Here is a 19203-nt window from a genome sequence, read left to right on the forward strand (position 1 = left end):
CGGAACAGGGGCCTTCGCTCTACCAGATCGATTCGTTATGAATCAGCGGGGCGAACCCGCACGGATTCACTCGGAGATCTCGGCGAAGTACTCGAGGGTACGGACCATGTTGGAGGTGAAGCCGTACTCGTTGTCGTAGAAGGCAACGGTGCGGGCCATGGTCACGCCGTCAACGGTGTTGACATCGGTCTGGGTCGGATCGAAGACGCCGCCGTGGGTGTCGCCGATGATGTCGCCAGAGACGATGCCATCCTCGTTGTAGCCGTAGTACGGGGTGTTGGAGAAGGCTTCCTTGAACGCGGCGTTGATCTCGTCGACGGTGGTCTCCTTCTCAAGCACGGTGGTCAGCTCGGTGATGGAGCCGTCCGGGACCTGAACGCGCTGGGCGTGGCCCTGCAGCTTGCCGTTGACCTCCGGCACGACCTTGCCGATGGCCTTGGCGGCACCGGTGGAGTGCGGGATGGTGTTGATGGCGGCGGCGCGCAGAGCGCGGCCTTCCTTCTTGCCACGCGGGCCGTCCAGGATCATTTGGGTGCCGGTGTAGGCGTGGATGGTGGTCATGAAGCCGACCTTGATGCCGAACTTGTCGTTCAGCAGCTTGACCATCGCGGCCATGGAGTTGGTGGTGCAGGAGCCGGCGGAGACGATGTTGTCCTCCGGCTTCAGGATGGTGTGGTTCACGCCGAACACGACGGTCGGGGTGGTGGCGTCCTTGGCCGGGGCGGAGATCAGGACCTTCTTGGCGCCGGCGTTCAGGTGGGCCTGGGACTTCTCGGCGGAGGTGTAGAAGCCGGTGCACTCGAGGACGAACTCGACGCCGTTGTTCTTGACCCACGGGATGTTGTTCGCATCCGGCTCGGCGTACACCGGATACTCCTTGCCGTCCACGACGATGGCGGAGTCGGTGGCCTTGACGTCAACCGGGGTGCCGTCAGCGTGCTTGAAGGTGCCGTGGGTGCTGTCGTACTTCAGCAGGTAGGCGAGAGCGGACGGGGAAGTCAGATCGTTGATAGCGGTGACCTCGATATCAGCGGCCTCGCCACCCTTCTGCTGCAGATCGAAGATGCGGCGGAAGGCGAGACGACCGATACGACCGAAGCCGTTAATACCAATCTTAACTGTCATGTAATTCTCCCTTGTAGGGTGACCCTACGCGCGAACACACGTAGGACCATTGTTTACCAACATCACCCACTCTAATGCGTCGTCTGTACTATTGCCAACGTTTCGGGGCGTGTTTTCCGCTTATTGGGCAAACTTTCCGTGAACGCTCACATGCCATGATCGCCGGCCACGAGCAGCGGGGAGACGTCGGTGTCGAGCGCGCCGAGATCGCCACCGAATCCGTGGTAGCGCGTCACCCGCGGCATCGGGGCCTCGGCCGGGAACGTGACGATCAGCGTGCCGTCGTGCACGTTGATCTCGGCCGGCACGTCCGCGCGGAACTCGTTGCTCACGCCCTGCACCATGTCGCTGGTCAGCGTGCCGTCAACCAGTTCGTACTTGAGCCCCGGCTCGTTCACGCCGCGCGCGACGTCCGTGTGCGCGAACACCGACACCATGCGGCCGGGCGCCGCGTCGTGCGCCGCGAACGACAGCGCGCCGTCGCGGATCGCGGTGACGATCGTGCCGTCGCCGTGCAGGAACCCGATGCCGCCGTGATGCGCGAGCAGCGCCGTCAGCTGGATGGACGAGATCGTGTGGTCGATGCGTCCGCCCAGCGCACCATATATATGGAACGTGCGGCAGCCGCGCGACCACCCGACCTTCATCGCGCTCAGCAGATCGGGGTCGTCCTTCTCGCTGGGCAGCGTGATCGTACGGTCGGCGTCGGCCGGACGCGCGCCGTGCAGCGAGTCGAAGTCGCCGATCACCACGTCCGCGCGCACGCCGAGCGTGTGTGTGTGATCCAGTCCGCCGTCCGCCGCGATCACGAACGCGCCGTCCGGCACGTCGATCGGATCGTCGTAGTATTCGCCCGCCGCGAAAATCACGCAAGTCTGTTCGTTCATAGGCTCCACTGTACGCCTCGCTCGCGGCCGAACCGGGCAGTGCGCGACGACGGGCGGTGGTGTAGGCTCACGGTATACGCGCACTGCGGCGAACGAGCGAGCGGGAGGAACGACATGGCGAAGGCGGACGCGAAACGGGAACGGCCGATCCTCAGATCGAAGATCTTCCTGTACGTCACCGAATTCTTCTCCGGCATGGCCGTCATGGCCGCCGAACTCGGTGCATCGCGCCTGCTCGCGCCGTACTTCTCCAGCTCGCAGATCGTGTGGACCATCATCATCGGCACCATCATGATCGCCCTCGCGCTCGGTGCGGTCTTCGGCGGCCGTTGGGCCGACCGCGATCCGAACCCCGACAAACTGTACTTCCGCATCCTCGTCGCCGCCGTCTGGATCGCCTTGATCCCGCTCGTCGGCAAGTATCTCATCATCGCGGTCTCCGGCCTGCTCATCGTCACCGTCTCCACGAACTTCCTGGTCGTCGCCGCGTTCGTCAGCTGCATGATCATCTTCGTGCCGCCGCTGTTCCTGCTCGGCACCGTCACGCCCGGCCTCAACAAGTTCGCCACCGATTCGCTCGACGACAACGCGTCCGTCGTCGGCCGGCTGTCCGCCTGCAACACGGTCGGCTCGATCCTCGGCACGTTCCTGCCGACGTTCGTGACGATCCCCGCCGTCGGCACGTTCGTCACGTTCCTCATCTTCTCGGGGCTTCTGCTGTGTCTGCCGGTCGTCTATTTCCTCGCCGCGCGCGTGCGCCGCGTCGCGTGCGCCGTCGCGGCCGTGATCTTCGTCGCGTCCGGCGTGTTCTCGCCGATGACCGGCTTCGCGTTCTGGGAGAACCGGTCGACCATCGCGTATGAAGGCGAGTCGATCTACAACTACCTGCAAGTCAAGAACCTGTCCGATCGCACGATCCTGTCGACCAACGTGCTGTTCGGCGTGCAGTCCGTCACCATGAAGCGGCCGGGGCTCACCGGCATGTACTACGACACCGCGCTGGCCGCGCCCGCGCTCGCCGATAAGGCCGACTCCGCACTCATCCTCGGCATGGGAACCGGCACGTACGCGCGCCAGCTGCGCCAGTACTATCCGGACATGGCGATCACCGGCGTGGAGATCGACGGCAAGATCACGAGGCTGGCGGGGAGTACTTCGACGAGCCGAGCGACATCGACGTGTCGACGTACGACGGGCGCGCGTGGCTCGCCGCCAGCCACGACACGTACGACGTGATCATGGTCGACGCGTACCAGGACATCACCATCCCGTTCCAGATGAGCTCGACCGAGTTCTTCACGATGGTGCGTGCGCATCTGAACCCGGGCGGCGTGATGGTCGTCAACATGAACATGATTTCGGACGGGCGCGGCTCGATCAACGAGGCGCTCACCGACACGATCTCGACCGTGTTCGGTTCGGCCAACGTGCGCACGGCCGACGTGCCGGACACGACGAACCGCGAGCTGTTCGCGAAGAACGCGGACGCCGGCGATGCGGACGGCGCGATGCGGGACGGCGAGGACATGGCGTCGCTGTCCGATCCGGGGACGCTCGAGACGCGCGCGTACGACCGCACGCACAGTCACGAGCTCGCCGCAACGATGAACGCGGTGGCCGGGCGGATGACGGTGGTCGACGACCCGCGTGAGAGGACCGACGTGACGATTCTGACCGACGACAAGGCGCCGGTCGAGGTGCTCGGCATGCGCGCGATCGACAACATCATCACCGAACAGGCCGGCCCGTACCGCGAACTGCTGCGCAAGGAAGGCATCGCCGGACTGCTCAAGGCCGTGCAGTGACGGGCATGTGCCACACGGACGGCGTGCGGTCGACGTGCGACACGCGCAGGTCGCGGGGTATGGTATTATCTACAAGGCTTGAGAAATCAAGAAAGCGGGGCAACCCCACCTGGAAGCCTGTCATGGCCTCGGGTTCACGGCAACAGCCAGATCCAACGGACGACGTTGGACACGTATCGCCAACGATACGACATGCACATGATTGCGACTTTTGCAACGTGGTGATGATCGGCATGCACATGCTGGTCTTGGCTTGCCATGGACTCGTGCGATGACCGCTACCGGCAGGATTCTCCCGCTGAGGAACCATGAGGATTGGAGTCATCATCAGCGACGAACCACGCATTAACGACGAGATTCGCGTCTCCCAGGTGCGTCTGATCGGACCGAACGGCGAGCAGGTGGGAGTCATCGCGACTTCCGTCGCCCTGAACCTGGCCAAGGAAGCGAACCTCGATCTCGTCGAGGTGGCACCCAACGCGAAGCCTCCGGTCGCCAAGCTCATCGATTACGGCAAGTTCAAGTACAACGAGAAGATCAAGGCCCGTGAGGCCCGCCGCAATCAGAGCACCGCGGAGATCAAGGAGATCCGCTTCCGCCTGAAGATCGACGACCACGACTTCGAGGTCAAGAAGGGCCACGTCACCCGCTTCCTGAGCGGCGGCGACAAGGTCAAGGTCACGATCATGCTGCGCGGACGCGAGCAGTCCCGTCCGATCGGCGGTGTGGAGCTGCTGCAGCGCCTGGCCGACGACGTGCAGGAGTACGGCACCGTTGAGTCCGCTCCCAAGCAGGAGGGCCGCAACATCATCATGACGCTTGCGCCCAAGGGCAAGAAGGTGCACACCCAGTCCGAGCAGCGCCGACGCGGCGACCAGTCCCGTGCCGAGCGTCAGGCCCGTCAGGCCGCGCGTCTGGCCGCCAAGCAGGAGGCTCAGGCTCAGGCCGTGGCCGAAGCCAAGGCGGCGGTGAACGACACCGAAGACAAGAAGACTTCCGAAAAGAAGTAACCAACAAGGAGGGCAGCAATGCCGAAGATGAAAACAAATTCCGCCGCGTCCAAGCGCGTCCGCGTCACCGGCAAGGGCAAGCTGGTCCAGAACGGCAGCGCCATGCGCCACAACCTGGAGCACAAGTCCGCTCGCAAGCGTCGCGCCCTGAAGGCCGATGCCGTGCTGGCTCCGTCGCAGACCAAGGTCATGAAGAAGCTGCTGGGCCGCTGAGCGCCGGAAGCCGAATTCGCGAAGATATTTTAGAAAGCTGAGGAATAGATTATGGCACGTGTCAAGCGCGCAGTGAACGCCCACAAGAAGCGTCGCGTCGTTCTCGAGAGGGCTTCCGGCTACCGCGGCCAGCGCTCCCGCCTGTACCGCAAGGCCAAGGAGCAGCTGCTGCACTCCTTTACCTACAACTTCCGCGACCGCAAGGCCCGCAAGGGTGATTTCCGCAAGCTGTGGATCCAGCGCATTAACGCCGCCGTCCGCGCCGAAGGCATCACCTACAACCGCTTCATGCAGGGCCTGAAGCTGGCCGGCATCGAGCTGGACCGCCGCGCCCTCGCCGAGCTCGCCGTCTCCGATCCGGAGACCTTCAAGGCCATCGTCGCCGAGGCCAAGAACGCGCTGCCGGCCGACGTGAACGCTCCTGCCGAGGCGTGAAATCGACAGTCCGGTGGACTGTCGATAGCCGAGGTGAGCGGATGCAATACGGGCATCCGCGAAGGGCGTGCGGCAGCACGCCGGGCGTGAAATCGACAGTCCGGTAACGACTGATCATTCGCAACGAAACCCCGCCATCGTGCGGGGTTTCGTGTTTTCGCCGTGGCGCATCCCCGAGTGGCGGAAAACGCTCGCTGGGCGGACCGTTCGCGAGCGAAAACCGCCACGAACCGCACCGCGTGGCGGAAATGACTCGCTGGGCGCACTGCCAGCGAGCGAAAACCGCCAGACATGGTATCGCGTGGCGGAAATGACTCGCTGAGCAGGGCTCAGGCGAGCGTTTTCCGCCACGCGGGGATACGCGGGCGCATATGATGGGGGACCATGGGTGACTCGGACAACGAACTGACGCGGCTGCGGGAACGATTCCTCGCGCACCTCGACGTGGAACGCGGCCTGTCGAAGGCGACGATCACGGCGTACGAGTCCGATCTCGGCAAATACATCGACTGGCTGGGCGGCCGCGGCATCCACGACCCGCGCCATATCGGCAAACAGGACGTCGAGGACTACGTCGCCTGGTTGGACTCCTGCGGCGAAAGCGCGCGCAGCAAAGCACGCCGGCTTGCCAGCGTACACATGTTCCACCGGTTCGCCGTGGCCGAGCATGCGGCGATCGACGACGTGTCGGCCGCGATCAAGGCGCCGAAGGGCGCCAGCACCCTGCCGGACGTGCTCACCGTGGATGAGGTGGCGCGGCTGCTCGACGCGGTGCCGCAGCCGTCTCCGATGCCGACGGGCGGCACGGCATCACCAGTTGGCCAGGCGGCGGCCAACGCCGTGCTGCTACGCGACAAGGCGCTGCTCGAGTTCATGTATGCCACTGGATCGCGCGTGTCGGAGGCTGTCGGCGCGAATCTCGACGACATCGATCTGGACGAGCATGTGGCCCGGCTCATGGGCAAGGGCTCCAAACAGCGGTTGGTGCCACTCGGCACCTACGCCTGCGCGGCGATGCGCCGGTATCTCGACGAGGGCCGTCCCACGCTTGAGGCCGCCCGCAGACGCGGAGTCCCGGAACGCCGCGCGATCTTCCTCAACAAACGCGGGGCCAGACTGTCCCGCCAGTCGGTCTGGGAGATCATCAAGCTCGCCGGCGCGCGCGCCCACATCGACAAGCCACTGCACCCGCACACGTTGCGTCATTCGTTCGCCACGCATCTCATCCAGGGCGGCGCCGACGTGCGCACCGTGCAGGAACTGCTCGGCCACGCATCCGTCACCACCACGCAGATCTACACGCACGTCAGTCCGGAGAACCTCATCGAAACGTATCTGACCGCGCACCCGCGGGCGCGATGAGACACGCGGACACCGGCTCGGCCGACTTGACGCGCCGAAGTGCGATGATAAGGGATGTGAGATTTCAGCAAGATGCCCTCGACATGCCCGATCTGGAGGCGACCGCGCCGGTCCGGGCCGACGCGTCGAAGGACATCAGCGACGGTGATGATAAGGTAAACGGTATGCCTACGGATCTGCTTGGACGCGAATATGAGACTTTCCCCGCCCCCGAACCGCTGCGACAGCACGGTCCGGCGCGGGTCATCGCCATGTGCAACCAGAAGGGCGGCGTCGGCAAGACCACCAGTTCCATCAACATCGGCGGCGCGCTGAGCCAGTACGGCCGCCGTGTGCTCATCGTCGACTTCGACCCGCAGGGCGCGGCGAGCGTCGGCCTCGGCATCAACGCGAACACCATCGACAACACGATCTACACGGCCCTGTTCAACCCGCGCATGGACGTGCACGACGTTATCCAGCACACCGAATTCGAGAACCTCGACATCATCCCGGCGAACATCGACCTGTCCGCCGCCGAAGTGCAGCTCGTCACCGAGGTCGGCCGCGAGCAGATCCTCGCCAGCGTGCTGCGCCCGATCCGCAACGAATACGACGTGATCATCGTCGACTGCCAGCCGTCGCTCGGCCTGCTCACCGTCAACGCGCTCACCGCGGCGGACGGCGTGATCATCCCCGTCGCCGCCGAGTTCTTCGCGCTGCGCGGCGTGGCCCTGCTCATGCAGTCCATCGAAAAGGTGCAGTCGCGCATCAACCCGGGCCTCGAGATCTACGGCGTGCTCGTCACCATGTATACGCGCACGCTGCACTGCGAGGAAGTGCTGCAGCGCATCTACGAGGCGTTCCAGGACAAGGTGTTCCACACGGTCATCTCCCGGTCGATCAAGCTGCCCGACTCCACGGTCGCGGCCGCGCCGATCACCATCTACGCGCCCGGCCACAAGACCAGCAAGGAGTACCGCGAGGTGGCGCGCGAGCTGATCGCCCGCGGGGTGATCGCCTGAGCCGCATGGACGACGCCGATCGCGCGGCCGGCGACGAGGAGGCTGAGGCGGTCGCCGGATTCCACGTCAGTCTGGACGTGTACGCCGGTCCGTTCGACGCGCTGCTCGGCATGATCGCCAACAAACGGCTGGAACTGACCGAGGTGTCGCTGTCGGCGATCACCGAGGAGTTTCTCGCGTACGTGCGCGGCATGGACTTCGCGCGCAACATGGACGAGGCCAGTGCGTTCCTCGACGTCGCGTCCGTGCTGGTCGAGGCGAAAAGCGCGGCGCTGCTGCCCGGCGACGACGACGGCGCGCGCGACGAGGCGAGCATGGAGGCGCTGCGCGAACGCGACCTGCTGTTCGCCCGGCTGCTGCAGTACCGCGCGTTCAAACGCGCCGCCGGCGACTTCCGCGCGCGCATCGCCGCCAACGCCGGACGGTTCCCGCACCCCGCCGCGGTCGATGACGCGGTCGCCGCCATGTTGCCCGATCTCGTATGGACGCTGACTCCCGACGATCTGGCGCGCCTCGCCGCGCACGCGTTCGCCAACGCGCCCGCCGACGAGGTGTCCACGCATCAGCTGCACGTGCCGCTCGTGGACCTGCGCGCCCAATCGGCGCTGGTGCGCGACCGGTTGCGCGCGCTGCCGGCCGGAGGATCGATCACGTTCGCCGAACTGACGGCGGATGCGACGAGCCGCATCGAGATCGTGGCCCGGTTCCTGGCGATCCTCGCGTTCTTCAAGCAGGGTGCGGTGCAGTTCAAACAGGACGGTCCGTATGCGCCGCTGCATGTGCGCTGGGCGGCCGGTGTGTCCGGTACGGCTGGCTTGGATCGTGGAGACGGTGCGGCGGATGGTGCGGACATCGATATCAGTGAGAAGGATTTCGCATGACGGATGATGATGTGATGGATGACGGCACGACGCACGATGGAACCGATGCGGCGAATACTGCGGCGGTCGCGACGGCACCCGCGATCGTCGCCGTGGAGGACTATCCGGGCGGGCTGCGCGGCTGCCTCGAAGCGATCCTGATGGCCGCCGACCAGCCGCAGCGCGAAGAGGATTTCGCGCGCGTGCTCGGTATCGACGCGTCGCTGATCGGCGCGGCGCTGGAACGTATGCGCGACGCGTATGAGATCACGCAGCGGGGCTTCGAACTGCGGCATACGGCACGTGGATGGCAGTATGCCAGCCGTGCTGCGTACGAGCCGGTCGTCACCGCGTTCGTGACGGGCGGACAGGCCGCGCGACTGTCGCAGGCCGCGCTGGAGGCACTCGCGATCATCGCCTACCGTCAGCCGGTGACGCGTGCGCAGGTCGCGGCGATCCGCGGCGTCAACTCGGACGGCGTGATCCGTTCGCTCGCCGTGCGCGGTCTGATCCGCGAACAGGGCGTGGACCCCGAATCGCGGGCCGCGCTGCTCGTCACCGCACCGCTGTTCCTGGAATACCTGGGATTGGACTCGCTCGACGACCTGCCGTCGCTCGCCCCGTTCCTGCCGGACTCCGCCGGCGACGTGGCGCATGACGCCGCGTCCGGCTCGCGGCACTGACTGGTCGCCACGCAACGTAGTCCACCCGATACCCCCGATGTGACACGCCAGCGATTGCAAGGTCTGACGCCGCTCATACCCCCGTAACAAGTACGTACGGTGTATATTGCGAAAGCGATGACCCGAACGATCTTGAACTAGGGAATGGAACGTCATGGCTGTGCGATGCGAATTTTCCTGGGGGGGGGGTATCGTCGTCGCCCCTTGCCTCTGAGTCGACTACGGTGCGGTGAATCGGACGCGCATGCGTCGCGTAGCAGGACGCACCGTCCCGGCACGTGGTCGTGCGGAGGTACGCGGTGAGAAGCCGGGATCGGTTCAACGAGGAGGAACAAGCCTATCTGCGGTCCCTGGCCGCGGTGTCCAGGGTCACGGCGACCCGCATCACCTATACGACGGCGTTCCGCGAGGAATGCATGCGCCGGTATTGGCAGGGTGAATCCGGCGTCCAGATCTTCCGCGAATCCGGCCTCGGACCCGAGGTGATCGGCTACAAGCGCATCGAGCGGTGCATCGCCCGCTGGCGGGGCGACCGACCGCCGGTCGAATCCCACGCGCACATGCACCGCATCATGGTGCCGGACACGGCGTCCGAGGGCGCCGATGCCGTGAGCCTGCACCATCGCATCGTCGAGGACGAGCGCATCATCGTGCTGCAGGTGCGTCGCATCCAGGAGCTAGAGGACCAGATCGCACGCCTGCGCACCGAACTGCGCGATACGCCGAACGACGCCGCCGAAGCGCTCGGGACCGCCGGCCGCGCCGCCGAAGCCGCGGCCACGTCGGCCGTCCCCGCCGCCGCACAACCGCTTGCCGAGGCGTGAAGACCATGACGCTTCAGGACATCGCGGAAACGCTGCGACGCCGTTGGCGGTTCGAACTGGCCGTACTGGTGGCGACACTGATCGTCGTCGGCGGATACCTGTACCTGCAGACGCCGATGTACGACGCCTCGACCCGCGTCTACATCAGCTTCAGCGCGGACGGTGGGATGGATGACGACGGCGCCTCGGCCGGCGCGAACGCGTCGTCCGGCAACGGCTTCCAATACGCGCCGACCGACTATGTGAACCAGCAGCTGCAGCTGATCCCCGCGCTGGTCACCACCCCGGCGGTATTGGACGGCGTGGCCGACCAGCTGGGACTGTCGTCGTCGCAGGACCTGGCCGACCATCTGACGGCATCCGTATCCGACGGATACTTCGTGACGATCACCGCCACCGATCAGCAGTCGCAGCGGGCCGCGGACATCGCCAACGCCGCCGCATCCAGCCTCGCCAGACAACTGGCCTCGCCGGACCGCAGCGACGCGAACCGTTACATCCCCTCTCACCTGCGGCTGTCCATCGTGAACGAGGCCGTCGCCGCATCCTCGCCGTCGTCGCCCAATGTGAAGGCGATTCTGGGCGTCGGTACGCTGGCCGCCTGCGCGCTCGCATGCTTCTGCGGCATCGTGCTCGAACTGTGCGACAACCGCGTCCGCAGGTCGTCGGAGATCCAGCGGCTGCTGCATGCGCCGTTGCTGGGTGCGATACCGCGCGAGGCGACGTTCCAGGACGGGCCCGTCATCATCCGTCACGCCGAATCGCTGGAAGCGGAGACGATCCGCCGCGTCGCCTCCAACCTGACCTTCGTCGTACCCGATCGGGTGGAGCTGTCGAACGTGTTCGTGATCTCCTCGCACGGTTCCGGCGAAGGCAAGACGACGCTGTCGATCGAACTGGCGTCGGCGTTCGCCGAACAGGGGCGCAAGGTGCTGCTCATCGGCGCCGATCTGCGGCATCCCTCCATCGCGCAACGGCTTCACATGGAAGGCGGCGTGGGCCTGAGCCATCTGCTGACCGGTCAGGTCGACATGACGACCGCCGCGCGACAGTACTGGAAACCCGGATTCTTCGTGCTGCCGGCCGGCCGCCGCGTCGCCAACCCCGGCATCCTCATCAATTCGCGGTCCATGAGCGACCTGCTGCGCGACGTATCGCAGGAGTACGACTGGGTGGTGGTCGACGCCGAACCCATGACCGTGGCCAACGATGCAGCCATATTCGCCAAACAGGGCGCCCGGCTCGTGATCGTCGTCGGACAGGGACTCGCCGACCGGAACCAGCTGCGCGAGATGGACCACGAGTTCGACGCCATCGGCGTGCAGCCGGTCGGTGTGGTATGGAACTTCGCCGACCCGAACCGGTTCGTGTCGAAGACCTACGACGTGTATTACGCCGGGTCGAAGCGGCACGGCGGAATCCTGTCGTCTTCGGATGCGGACGCCGCCGACGGACGGAAGGCCGGTGATGCCCGATGAGCGGGAACCGGTACGGCCACGGGCCGGGCATGGATTCGGACCGGCGGCTGCGCGTCCTGATCGTGCAGGAGGCGATGGGCGGATGCGGCCGCCATGTGGCCGATCTGGTGACGGGACTCGACCCGTCGCGCTTCGCGGTGACGGTGCTGTACGGCACCAGCCGCATGGACGCGTACTACCGGTCGCGCATGCCGGAACTGCGCCGCCACGCGCGGATGATTCCCTGCGACGATCTGCGTCGGAACATCGATCCCAGGCACGACCTGTCGGCGCTGGCCGCGGCGGTGCGCACGATCCGTCATGTCCGCCCGGACATCGTCCACTGCCACAGCACCAAGGGCGGCGTGATCGGCCGTGCGGCGGCCTGGCTGTGCCGCGTGCCGGTGGTGCTGTACACGCCGCACGCCTACGCGTTCCAATCGCCGCAGGTGCGTCGGTGGAAGCGTCGGCTGTACACGGCCGCGGAACTGGTCATGGCCCGCGCCGCGACGACCTGCACGTTCAACGTGTCCGAAGGGGAGCGAGACATCGCGCTGGCCCGGCATCTGGCAGCCCCGGACCGATTGCGTGTGATCGTCAACGGGCTGGCGGACGTGCCGATGCCTTCGCGCCGGCAGGCCCGGCAACGGGCCGGACTGCCGCAGGACGTACCGATCGTGGGCGTGGTGGCACGGCTCGTGGACCAGAAGGATCCGATGACCGCGGCCCGCATCGCCCGGCTGCTGATTGCGCGTGATCCGCGCGTGCACGTCGCATTCGTCGGTTCCGGACCGTTGGAAGGCGACGTACGCGGGTTCTGCACCGCGTGCGGCATCGACGCCAACGTGCATTTCCTGGGGGACCGCAGCGACGCGGATACCTTGGTGGCCGCCTTCGACGTGTCGTTGCTGTGCTCCTTGTATGAGGGACTGCCGTATTCGCTTATCGAGTCGATCCGCGCCGGCGTGCCGGTCGCGGCGAGCGATGTGACCGGCAGCGAGGAGGTCGTGTGCGAGGGACGCAACGGTCTGCTGTTCCCGGTGGGCGATGAGATCGCCGGCGCGGCGGCCGTGGAGCGGCTGCTCGCGGATCCACTGCCGAGGGAGCGTGTCCGCGAACGGTTCCTGACGCGCTTCCGCGTCGAGGACATGCTGGAGAACATCGCCGCGCAGTATGTGGCGCGCGCCGGCGTCGCGGGACGGAACGCGGCATGAACGCGGTCAAGGCGTGGTACCGGTTCACGGGTCTGCTGACAAAGCTGCTGTACCGGATGTTGTACGGCCGCAAAATGCACTGGGGGCGGGCGTGGCACATGCGCCGCGGCTTCCAGGCCACCGTGGACGGTGACGGCGAGATCGTCATCGGCGACGACGTGTTCTTCAACAACGGCTGTGCGCTGCATGCCATGCGGTCTATCAGTATCGGCGACGGCACGGTGTTCGGCGAGAACGTGCGTGTCTACGACCACAACCATCGCTTCGCCGATCCGTCCGTGCCGTACCGTGACTCGGGATACGCCGTCGCCCCCGTGACGATCGGCCGGCACTGCTGGCTCGGCTCGAACGTAACCGTGCTCAAGGGCGCGTCGATCGGCGACGACTGCGTGATCGGCGCCGGCAGCGTGATCGACCGGCCGATACCGGCTGGGTCGCTCGTACGATCGAACGGCGGTCTATCCGTCGAACGCATCCGGTTCGCGGCAACGGGCGACATGGATGATGCGGACGACGCGAGCAATGCGGACGACGCGACGGGCACGGCCGGTCATGCCGTTACCCGTACGGTTGACTCATCGTGTGATGCCGTCGCCAGCGGTGACGGCCCGGTCCGCGTGCTCGTGCTCGACACGGTGATGGACCGCGGCGGCGCGGAGACCATGATGATGAACTACCTGCGGCACATGGACCGCACCAAGGTCGTCTACGATTTCCTCGTCAACCGCGACTGGCGTGGCGCCTACGAGGATGAGATCGAGGCGCTCGGCGGCTGCGTCCGGCGCATGTGCCCGATGTACCCGCAGTATTTCGGCCGGTATCGGCGTGAGTTCCGCGCGTTCCTGCGCAGCCATCCCGAATACCGCATCATCCATTCAAACCTCGAGGAACGTAGCTACTTCCCGCTGCGCATCGCCGCCGAGGAGGGCGTGCCGGTGCGCATCGCCCACGCGCACAACCGGCCGCGCGGCGTCGACGCGAAACTCGTCTTCCGTGAATACTTCCGGCTCCGGCTGCGGCTGGGAGGGTATGCCACCCACCGGTTCGCGTGCGGCCGGGAGGCCGGCGACTGGCTGTTCGGCCATGCGGCGCGCCCGCGGACGACCATCCTGCGCAACGCGATCGACACCGCGCGATACCGGTACGACGCCGACGTCGCGGCCACGGTCCGCCGTGAGCTCGGCGTCGTCGATCCCGCGACGCTCGTCGTGGGGCACGTCGGCCGGTTCTTCCCGCAGAAGAACCACACGTTCCTGCTCGACATGTTCGCCGTGCTGCGCCGCAGACGTCCGAACAGCGTGCTGTGGCTGGTCGGCGGCGGCGAACGGGATGACCGGCTCAAGCATGCGATGCAGGCCAAGGCCGCACGACTCGGCATCGCCGACGCGGTGCGATTCCTCGGCATACGCGACGATGTGGCCCGGCTCATGCAGGGCATGGACGTGTTCGTGCTGCCCAGCCTGTACGAGGGGCTGCCCGTCACGATGATCGAGGCGCAGTCGGCCGGCCTGCCGTGCGTGATCTCCGAACGGGTGCCCGTGGAATGCGACGTGACCGGCCGTGTGCGCGTCGCATCGCTCGCCGATGGTCCGGAGCGATGGGCCGAGTCGACGCTTGCGCAGGCCGGCATCAACGAAGGGGCGGCATGGCGGGCCGGGGGTGTCCGGATGGTCGCCGACGCCGGCTATGACATCGTCACGAACGCCAAACGGCTGCAGGACTGGTATCTGGATGCGCTGGCCGAGGCGGAAGGCGGCCGCCATGCGTGACCGCACCGTATGCAACGAGACCGCGACCGGACGTCGCGCCCGCAGGCTGCGCCGCATGACGGCGGACGCGCGCATGCGCAACCTGCTCATCGTCGGCGTGCCGCTGGCGATGGTCGCCGCGAAGCTGATGGTCGCGTTCGTGCTGCCGGCGAAATACTTCTACGACAACAACCGCATCCTCGCGATGGCGACCGGCCAGTCGAGCGTGCTGATCGCATGGGAGGGATCGTATCGCGTCGCCGCGAACCTGTTCGCGTCGGTCAACCTGCTCGGCCTGGACACGATGCTCGGCTGGTCCGTGTGCATGGGGCTGACGTTCACCGTCGTGACCATGTGGCTCATGCTGCGCGCCGATGCCCCCGACACGGCGCAGCTGCTGTTCCTGATGGCGACGGCCGGACTACTCAACATCTACGTGCTCACCATCGGCAAGGATCTCATCCAATTCGTGTTCTTCCTCGCCGTCTACGCCGTGCTGACGTTCCCTGCGGACCATCCGACGGCGAAGATCGCGCTCGCCGCGGCGGTGCTGTACGGCGAAAGCGTGTTCTTTCGCGCGTACTACATCCTCGTCGCCGCGCTGGCGTTGGCCGTGTACGCGGTGCTGTCGGCCTTCCGCCGACGCCGGCGTCGGCTGGGCGCGGTCGACGTCGCGGCGATCGTCGCGCTGCTCTTCGCCGGCGTATGGGCGATGATTGCCGTCGCAAGCCGGCTCATGCCCGCCGAATACGCGCAGGTGATGTCGCTGCGCGCTGGCTACGATCAGGCGATGCTCGGCAGCGTCGACTCGGTCACCTATATCCGCAACCTCATACCGGGGGAGGGCCTGCCGGTGTTCATGGCCAACTATGCGGTCAACGCGCTGCGCATGATGGTGCCGGTCGAGCTGGCGTTGCGCGGCGTCTACTATCTGCCGTTCTTCGCGTTCCAGCTCATGGTGACCGGATACCTGATCAACCTGCTGCGGCAGATCAACACGATCCGCGATCCCGCGCTGTTCCTCGCCCTGTGCGTGTTCCTCGGCTACGCGCTCGCCTCGTTCGTCTTCGAACCCGACTTCGGCTCGTGGACACGCCACGAAGCCGCCACGTTCCCCGTGCTGCACCTGCTGGTCGTCAATCGGTACCAGCGGATCGCGGACGGCGAGATGCGGATACTGTCCGCGCTCCCGGCAGGCCGACGATCGCCGCACCGCACATCGCCGGGTCCCACGCACCGCATCATGGACGGAGGCCTCGCATGAACACCGCGCCACGCACCAGCCGTCACATCGCGTTCTTCTCCGGCGATATCACCCGCTCCGGCGGCACCGAACGCGTCGCCACGACCATCGCGAACGCGCTCGTCGCACGGTACGTCGATACCGATGTCAACGTCGCCGGCACCAACGCCACCAACACCGCCGACGTTACGACGATCGCCGGCGAACCGCCCGTCCGCATCTCGTTCGTCAGCCTGTTCGAGGAGCATGACGACCCGTGCTTCCCGATCGACGAACGCATACGCCGCTTCGCACTCTACCCGTTCGCCGTGCACGGTGTCTGGCGATACGCCGCCACCGTCGCGAAGCTGTTCTCGTTCGTCCGACGGCAGCAGGTCGACGTGCTCGTCGACATCGACGGCATCCTCGACCTGTACGCGCTGCCGGTCAAACGGCTGACCGGCGTCAGCGTCGTCTCCTGGGAGCATTTCAACTGCCTGACGAACCCTGACGTGCCGTACCGCGAACTCACCCGCCGCTGGGCCGCCCGCCGCGCCGACCGCATCGTCACGCTCACCGACACCGACCGGGCGCTCTACGAACGCCGGTTCGCGACGCGCCGCCAGGTCGTCGCTATCCCTAACCCGATGCCCGCCGTCACGCCGGCGCCGACCTACGATGCCGGCTCCCGGCTCATCCTCAGCGCCGGTCGGTTGACCCGGCAGAAGGGCTTCGACCTGCTCGTGGACGTGGCCGCACGCGTGCTGCCGGACCGGCCCGACTGGCGATGGGTGATCCTCGGCGACGGCGAGGACCGGCCGATGCTCGAACGGCGCATCGCGGACGCCGGACTGGACGGCCGGCTGACCCTGGCCGGCCAGACGGATGACATGGACGGCTGGATGCGCCGCGCCGCCATGTTCGTGCTCACCTCACGCTACGAGGGACTGCCGATGGTGCTGCTCGAAGCCAAGGCCCACCGGCTGCCGATCGCTGCGTTCGACTGCCCGACCGGCCCGGCGGACATCGTCACGGATGGCCTGAACGGCTGGCTGGTCGACGAACTGTCGGTGACGGACATGGCCCGCTGCGTCGCGTCGCTCATGGACGACGAGGAGCTGCGGCGACGGTTCGCACGGCATGCGCTGGACGACGCGCGCCGGTTCGACCGTGACGCGATCGTTACGCAATGGGCCGCGTTGCTGGACGGTCTGCCGGTACTAACCCGCAGCGCCCGCAGAAGGAGGCACGCACGATGAATCAGCCGATGCATGAACGGCCGCTGGTCAGCGTCATCGTACCGGTGTATAACGTCGAGCGATATCTGGACCAGTGCATGGCCAGCATCACAAGCCAAACGCACGGCCGTCTGGAGATCATCCTCGTCGACGACGGGTCCACGGACGACAGCCCGCGCATGTGCGACGCATGGCGCACGAAGGATGCGCGGGTGCGGGTCATCCACCAAGGCAACGGCGGCGTGGCCTCCGCCCGCAATGCTGGACTGGACGCGGCGACGGGCGACTACATCGCCTTCGCGGATCCGGACGACATCGCCGAACCCGACATGATCGAGACCATGCTGGGAACGGCGATGTCGCGGCACTGCCAGATCGTGGCAGGCGGCAACCGCAACATGCGGTATGCCGGGGGAGCCTATCGGGAAACCGGACGGCATGCGATGACCATGCCCGCGACGACGGCGCACGGCCAGATCGAACCGTATCTTTTCGAGATGATGCGGCAGTACTCCCTGAACCCGGTGTGGAACAAGCTGTACGAGCGGTCGTTCATCGAACGCAGCCATGTGCGGTTTGACGAGTCGTTGCATGTCGGCAGCGATCAGGTATTCAATGCGGCGTTGATCGCCATGGCAGATCGCATGGCATGCATCCCCGACCTGCTGTACCGCTACGTATCGCGTGAACAGAGCCTCTGCAACAGCCTGAGCCGGGATCGGTTCCGTAATCGCCGAATGGTGCATGAGGAGATGCTTCGTCTGACGGCCGGATGGGATGACCGTCGGTGCGTCACCGCGCTTGACGGCTCGTTCGTGCATCAGACAGGCGTCATCGTGGGGCGGCTGTTCGAGCCCGCGAACGTGCGGCTGCGTCGCGGGATGATCGCGGAGATCGCACGGGACGGGACCGTGCATGCCGCCGCGCGACGGTGCCGAAACGCCACGGATCCGGCAACCGCGTTGGCGGCATGGACGCTGTCGTTCCGCAGCCCTGTCGTGCTGGGGTTATATGGATGGTGCCGATGGACGGCACGACATATGATCGCGTGGGTGAGATCATGAACGGGAAACCCATGGTCAGCGTGATCATCCCCGTCTATCGTGTTGCGGACTATCTCGACGCATGCGTCGCCAGCGTCGTGGAACAGACCTACCGTGAGCTGGAGATCATTCTCGTGGACGACGGATCGGACGACGCCTGCCCTGCGCTCTGCGACGCATGGGCGGCGAAGGACGCTCGTATCCGTGTCATCCATCAGACCAATCAAGGACTGTCCGCCGCACGTAACGCGGGACTGTCCGTATCGCATGGGCAATACGTCGCATTCGTGGACAGCGACGACATCATCGAACCAACGATGATCGACGTGCTGATGGACGATATGCGTCGGCATCGGGCGGATGTCGCAGTATGCGGTCTACGTGTGGTTTCGGATGACGGAACGACGACGCTGGACGCGCCCCGATACGAGACGTGTCGGTACACCGGTCTGCAGGCCCTGCTCGATCTGCTGTACATCGGCCGACGCATCCCCGACGCGGCATGGGGGCGGCTGTATCGCCGTGACGTATTGGACCGGGGAACGACCTTGCGTTTCCCGGAAGGGCTGACCAGCGAGGACTACTACGTCAACGCCATCGCCTACTACCGGGCGCATGTGGTCTCTATGAACGAGCGGCCGCTCTACCGGTATCGCAGACGCGAACGGTCGATCTGCTCCAGCTTCGTCGGAACGATCGAGAACAAGATCACCATCGCCGAACTCACCGGCGAACGGCTGGCCGCGGAAGGGTACAAGGACGCCACGGCGCTCGCTGTGTATCGCACGATGCGCTGCTACGACGTGCTGTTCACCTACCTGATGGGAGGCGCGTATCCGCGGGAAGTGCGGCGATACTCACAAGCCATCCGCGCGTATTCGCGTGCGGCATATGCCGACGGCCAGGTCTCCCTGTCGCGCAAGGCGAAGATCTGGATGATCGGGCACATGCCGTACTGCTTCAGATGGTGCGTGCGGGCATGGCGTTGCGTGGGGAGACTGATGAATATGCGGGAGGTTTCCGATGGACGATAGACCAATGCGCATGGTGCGGTGGGGGATACGCGATCCCAT

At 66.0% G+C, this 19203-nt stretch carries 17 protein-coding genes and 1 pseudogene; 16 read left to right on the forward strand and 2 right to left on the reverse strand.

Features of this window, described 5'->3' with window-relative positions; all coding sequences use genetic code 11:
- Window positions 1–66: 66 nt before the first annotated feature.
- Both gap and DSM100688_RS01040 read right to left on the reverse strand, forming a co-directional pair.
- On the reverse strand, window positions 67–1125 hold the full coding sequence (gene gap / locus DSM100688_RS01035; protein WP_152357319.1) for a type I glyceraldehyde-3-phosphate dehydrogenase: 1059 nt from the start codon (window positions 1123–1125) through the stop codon (window positions 67–69).
- A 146-nt stretch (window positions 1126–1271) separates the two neighbouring features.
- Window positions 1272–2012 (reverse strand): thiamine diphosphokinase, encoded by a 741-nt coding sequence (locus DSM100688_RS01040; protein ID WP_152357320.1) that lies wholly within the window; start codon window positions 2010–2012, stop codon window positions 1272–1274.
- Window positions 2013–2216: 204 nt separating this feature from the next.
- On the opposite strand from DSM100688_RS01040, the pseudogene DSM100688_RS01045 reads away from it, so the two are divergent.
- The 16 genes and pseudogenes from DSM100688_RS01045 (at window position 2217) to DSM100688_RS01125 (ending at window position 19164) form a co-directional block, all read left to right on the forward strand.
- Window positions 2217–3817: pseudogene (locus DSM100688_RS01045) on the forward strand (spermidine synthase).
- Window positions 3818–4125: 308 nt separating this feature from the next.
- On the forward strand, window positions 4126–4827 hold the full coding sequence (infC, locus tag DSM100688_RS01050) for a translation initiation factor IF-3 (RefSeq protein ID WP_152357321.1): 702 nt from the start codon (window positions 4126–4128) through the stop codon (window positions 4825–4827).
- A gap of 18 nt (window positions 4828–4845) precedes the next feature.
- Window positions 4846–5040 carry a 50S ribosomal protein L35 gene (gene rpmI / locus DSM100688_RS01055; RefSeq protein ID WP_152357322.1) on the forward strand — a complete coding sequence of 65 codons (195 nt, stop codon included), beginning with the start codon at window positions 4846–4848 and terminating at the stop codon, window positions 5038–5040.
- A 51-nt stretch (window positions 5041–5091) separates the two neighbouring features.
- Window positions 5092–5475, forward strand: a complete 384-nt coding sequence (rplT, locus tag DSM100688_RS01060) for a 50S ribosomal protein L20 (protein ID WP_152357323.1) — start codon at window positions 5092–5094, stop codon at window positions 5473–5475.
- Window positions 5476–5859: 384 nt separating this feature from the next.
- Entirely contained in the window at window positions 5860–6837 is a 978-nt protein-coding gene (gene xerD, locus DSM100688_RS01065; RefSeq protein ID WP_152357324.1) for a site-specific tyrosine recombinase XerD, read from the forward strand.
- A 164-nt stretch (window positions 6838–7001) separates the two neighbouring features.
- On the forward strand, window positions 7002–7841 hold the full coding sequence (locus DSM100688_RS01070; protein WP_152357628.1) for a ParA family protein: 840 nt from the start codon (window positions 7002–7004) through the stop codon (window positions 7839–7841).
- A gap of 5 nt (window positions 7842–7846) precedes the next feature.
- On the forward strand, window positions 7847–8722 hold the full coding sequence (locus DSM100688_RS01075; protein WP_152357325.1) for a segregation and condensation protein A: 876 nt from the start codon (window positions 7847–7849) through the stop codon (window positions 8720–8722).
- A 14-nt stretch (window positions 8723–8736) separates the two neighbouring features.
- Window positions 8737–9384: an SMC-Scp complex subunit ScpB gene (scpB, locus tag DSM100688_RS01080; RefSeq protein ID WP_152357629.1), complete on the forward strand. Its 648-nt coding sequence runs from the start codon at window positions 8737–8739 to the stop codon at window positions 9382–9384.
- A 299-nt stretch (window positions 9385–9683) separates the two neighbouring features.
- Window positions 9684–10208, forward strand: coding sequence for a hypothetical protein (locus tag DSM100688_RS11855; RefSeq protein ID WP_204316609.1), 525 nt, complete (start codon window positions 9684–9686; stop codon window positions 10206–10208).
- 5 nt (window positions 10209–10213) lie between these two features.
- A complete protein-coding gene (locus DSM100688_RS01090; protein WP_152357326.1) occupies window positions 10214–11686 on the forward strand; it encodes a polysaccharide biosynthesis tyrosine autokinase in 1473 nt (490 codons plus the stop codon).
- Entirely contained in the window at window positions 11683–12879 is a 1197-nt protein-coding gene (locus DSM100688_RS01095) for a glycosyltransferase family 4 protein (protein ID WP_239519269.1), read from the forward strand. The genes DSM100688_RS01090 and DSM100688_RS01095 overlap by 4 nt, the downstream gene beginning before the upstream one ends.
- Window positions 12876–14648: a glycosyltransferase gene (locus DSM100688_RS01105; protein WP_239519270.1), complete on the forward strand. Its 1773-nt coding sequence runs from the start codon at window positions 12876–12878 to the stop codon at window positions 14646–14648. Before DSM100688_RS01095 ends, DSM100688_RS01105 begins: the two co-directional genes overlap by 4 nt.
- The gene (locus DSM100688_RS01110) at window positions 14641–15891 is read left to right on the forward strand and encodes a hypothetical protein (RefSeq protein ID WP_152357327.1); all 1251 of its coding nucleotides are present in this window, start codon (window positions 14641–14643) and stop codon (window positions 15889–15891) included. The genes DSM100688_RS01105 and DSM100688_RS01110 overlap by 8 nt, the downstream gene beginning before the upstream one ends.
- On the forward strand, window positions 15888–17108 hold the full coding sequence (locus DSM100688_RS01115; RefSeq protein ID WP_152357328.1) for a glycosyltransferase family 4 protein: 1221 nt from the start codon (window positions 15888–15890) through the stop codon (window positions 17106–17108). Before DSM100688_RS01110 ends, DSM100688_RS01115 begins: the two co-directional genes overlap by 4 nt.
- Window positions 17105–18151, forward strand: a complete 1047-nt coding sequence (locus DSM100688_RS01120) for a glycosyltransferase family 2 protein (RefSeq protein ID WP_152357329.1) — start codon at window positions 17105–17107, stop codon at window positions 18149–18151. The genes DSM100688_RS01115 and DSM100688_RS01120 overlap by 4 nt, the downstream gene beginning before the upstream one ends.
- Window positions 18148–19164 (forward strand): glycosyltransferase family 2 protein, encoded by a 1017-nt coding sequence (locus DSM100688_RS01125; RefSeq protein ID WP_152357330.1) that lies wholly within the window; start codon window positions 18148–18150, stop codon window positions 19162–19164. Before DSM100688_RS01120 ends, DSM100688_RS01125 begins: the two co-directional genes overlap by 4 nt.
- The last annotated feature ends 39 nt before the right edge of the window (window positions 19165–19203 follow it).

Source organism: Bifidobacterium ramosum, assembly GCF_009299505.1.
In the GTDB taxonomy this organism is placed as follows: domain Bacteria; phylum Actinomycetota; class Actinomycetes; order Actinomycetales; family Bifidobacteriaceae; genus Bifidobacterium; species Bifidobacterium ramosum.

Excerpts from the sequence above, each read along its gene's own strand:
- DSM100688_RS01070 (WP_152357628.1), top strand. The coding sequence starts at position 7,002 with ATGCCTACGGATCTGCTTGGACGCGAATATGAGACTTTCCCCGCCCCC.
- xerD (WP_152357324.1), top strand. The coding sequence starts at position 5,860 with ATGGGTGACTCGGACAACGAACTGACGCGGCTGCGGGAACGATTCCTC.
- DSM100688_RS01090 (WP_152357326.1), top strand. The coding sequence starts at position 10,214 with ATGACGCTTCAGGACATCGCGGAAACGCTGCGACGCCGTTGGCGGTTC.
- DSM100688_RS01125 (WP_152357330.1), top strand. The coding sequence starts at position 18,148 with ATGAACGGGAAACCCATGGTCAGCGTGATCATCCCCGTCTATCGTGTT.
- DSM100688_RS01115 (WP_152357328.1), top strand. The coding sequence starts at position 15,888 with ATGAACACCGCGCCACGCACCAGCCGTCACATCGCGTTCTTCTCCGGC.
- DSM100688_RS01105 (WP_239519270.1), top strand. The coding sequence starts at position 12,876 with ATGAACGCGGTCAAGGCGTGGTACCGGTTCACGGGTCTGCTGACAAAG.
- DSM100688_RS01120 (WP_152357329.1), top strand. The coding sequence starts at position 17,105 with ATGAATCAGCCGATGCATGAACGGCCGCTGGTCAGCGTCATCGTACCG.
- scpB (WP_152357629.1), top strand. The coding sequence starts at position 8,737 with ATGGATGACGGCACGACGCACGATGGAACCGATGCGGCGAATACTGCG.
- infC (WP_152357321.1), top strand. The coding sequence starts at position 4,126 with ATGAGGATTGGAGTCATCATCAGCGACGAACCACGCATTAACGACGAG.
- rplT (WP_152357323.1), top strand. The coding sequence starts at position 5,092 with ATGGCACGTGTCAAGCGCGCAGTGAACGCCCACAAGAAGCGTCGCGTC.
- DSM100688_RS01075 (WP_152357325.1), top strand. The coding sequence starts at position 7,847 with ATGGACGACGCCGATCGCGCGGCCGGCGACGAGGAGGCTGAGGCGGTC.
- DSM100688_RS01110 (WP_152357327.1), top strand. The coding sequence starts at position 14,641 with ATGCGTGACCGCACCGTATGCAACGAGACCGCGACCGGACGTCGCGCC.
- DSM100688_RS01095 (WP_239519269.1), top strand. The coding sequence starts at position 11,683 with ATGAGCGGGAACCGGTACGGCCACGGGCCGGGCATGGATTCGGACCGG.
- rpmI (WP_152357322.1), top strand. The coding sequence starts at position 4,846 with ATGCCGAAGATGAAAACAAATTCCGCCGCGTCCAAGCGCGTCCGCGTC.
- gap (WP_152357319.1), bottom strand. The coding sequence starts at position 1,125 with ATGACAGTTAAGATTGGTATTAACGGCTTCGGTCGTATCGGTCGTCTC.
- DSM100688_RS01040 (WP_152357320.1), bottom strand. The coding sequence starts at position 2,012 with ATGAACGAACAGACTTGCGTGATTTTCGCGGCGGGCGAATACTACGAC.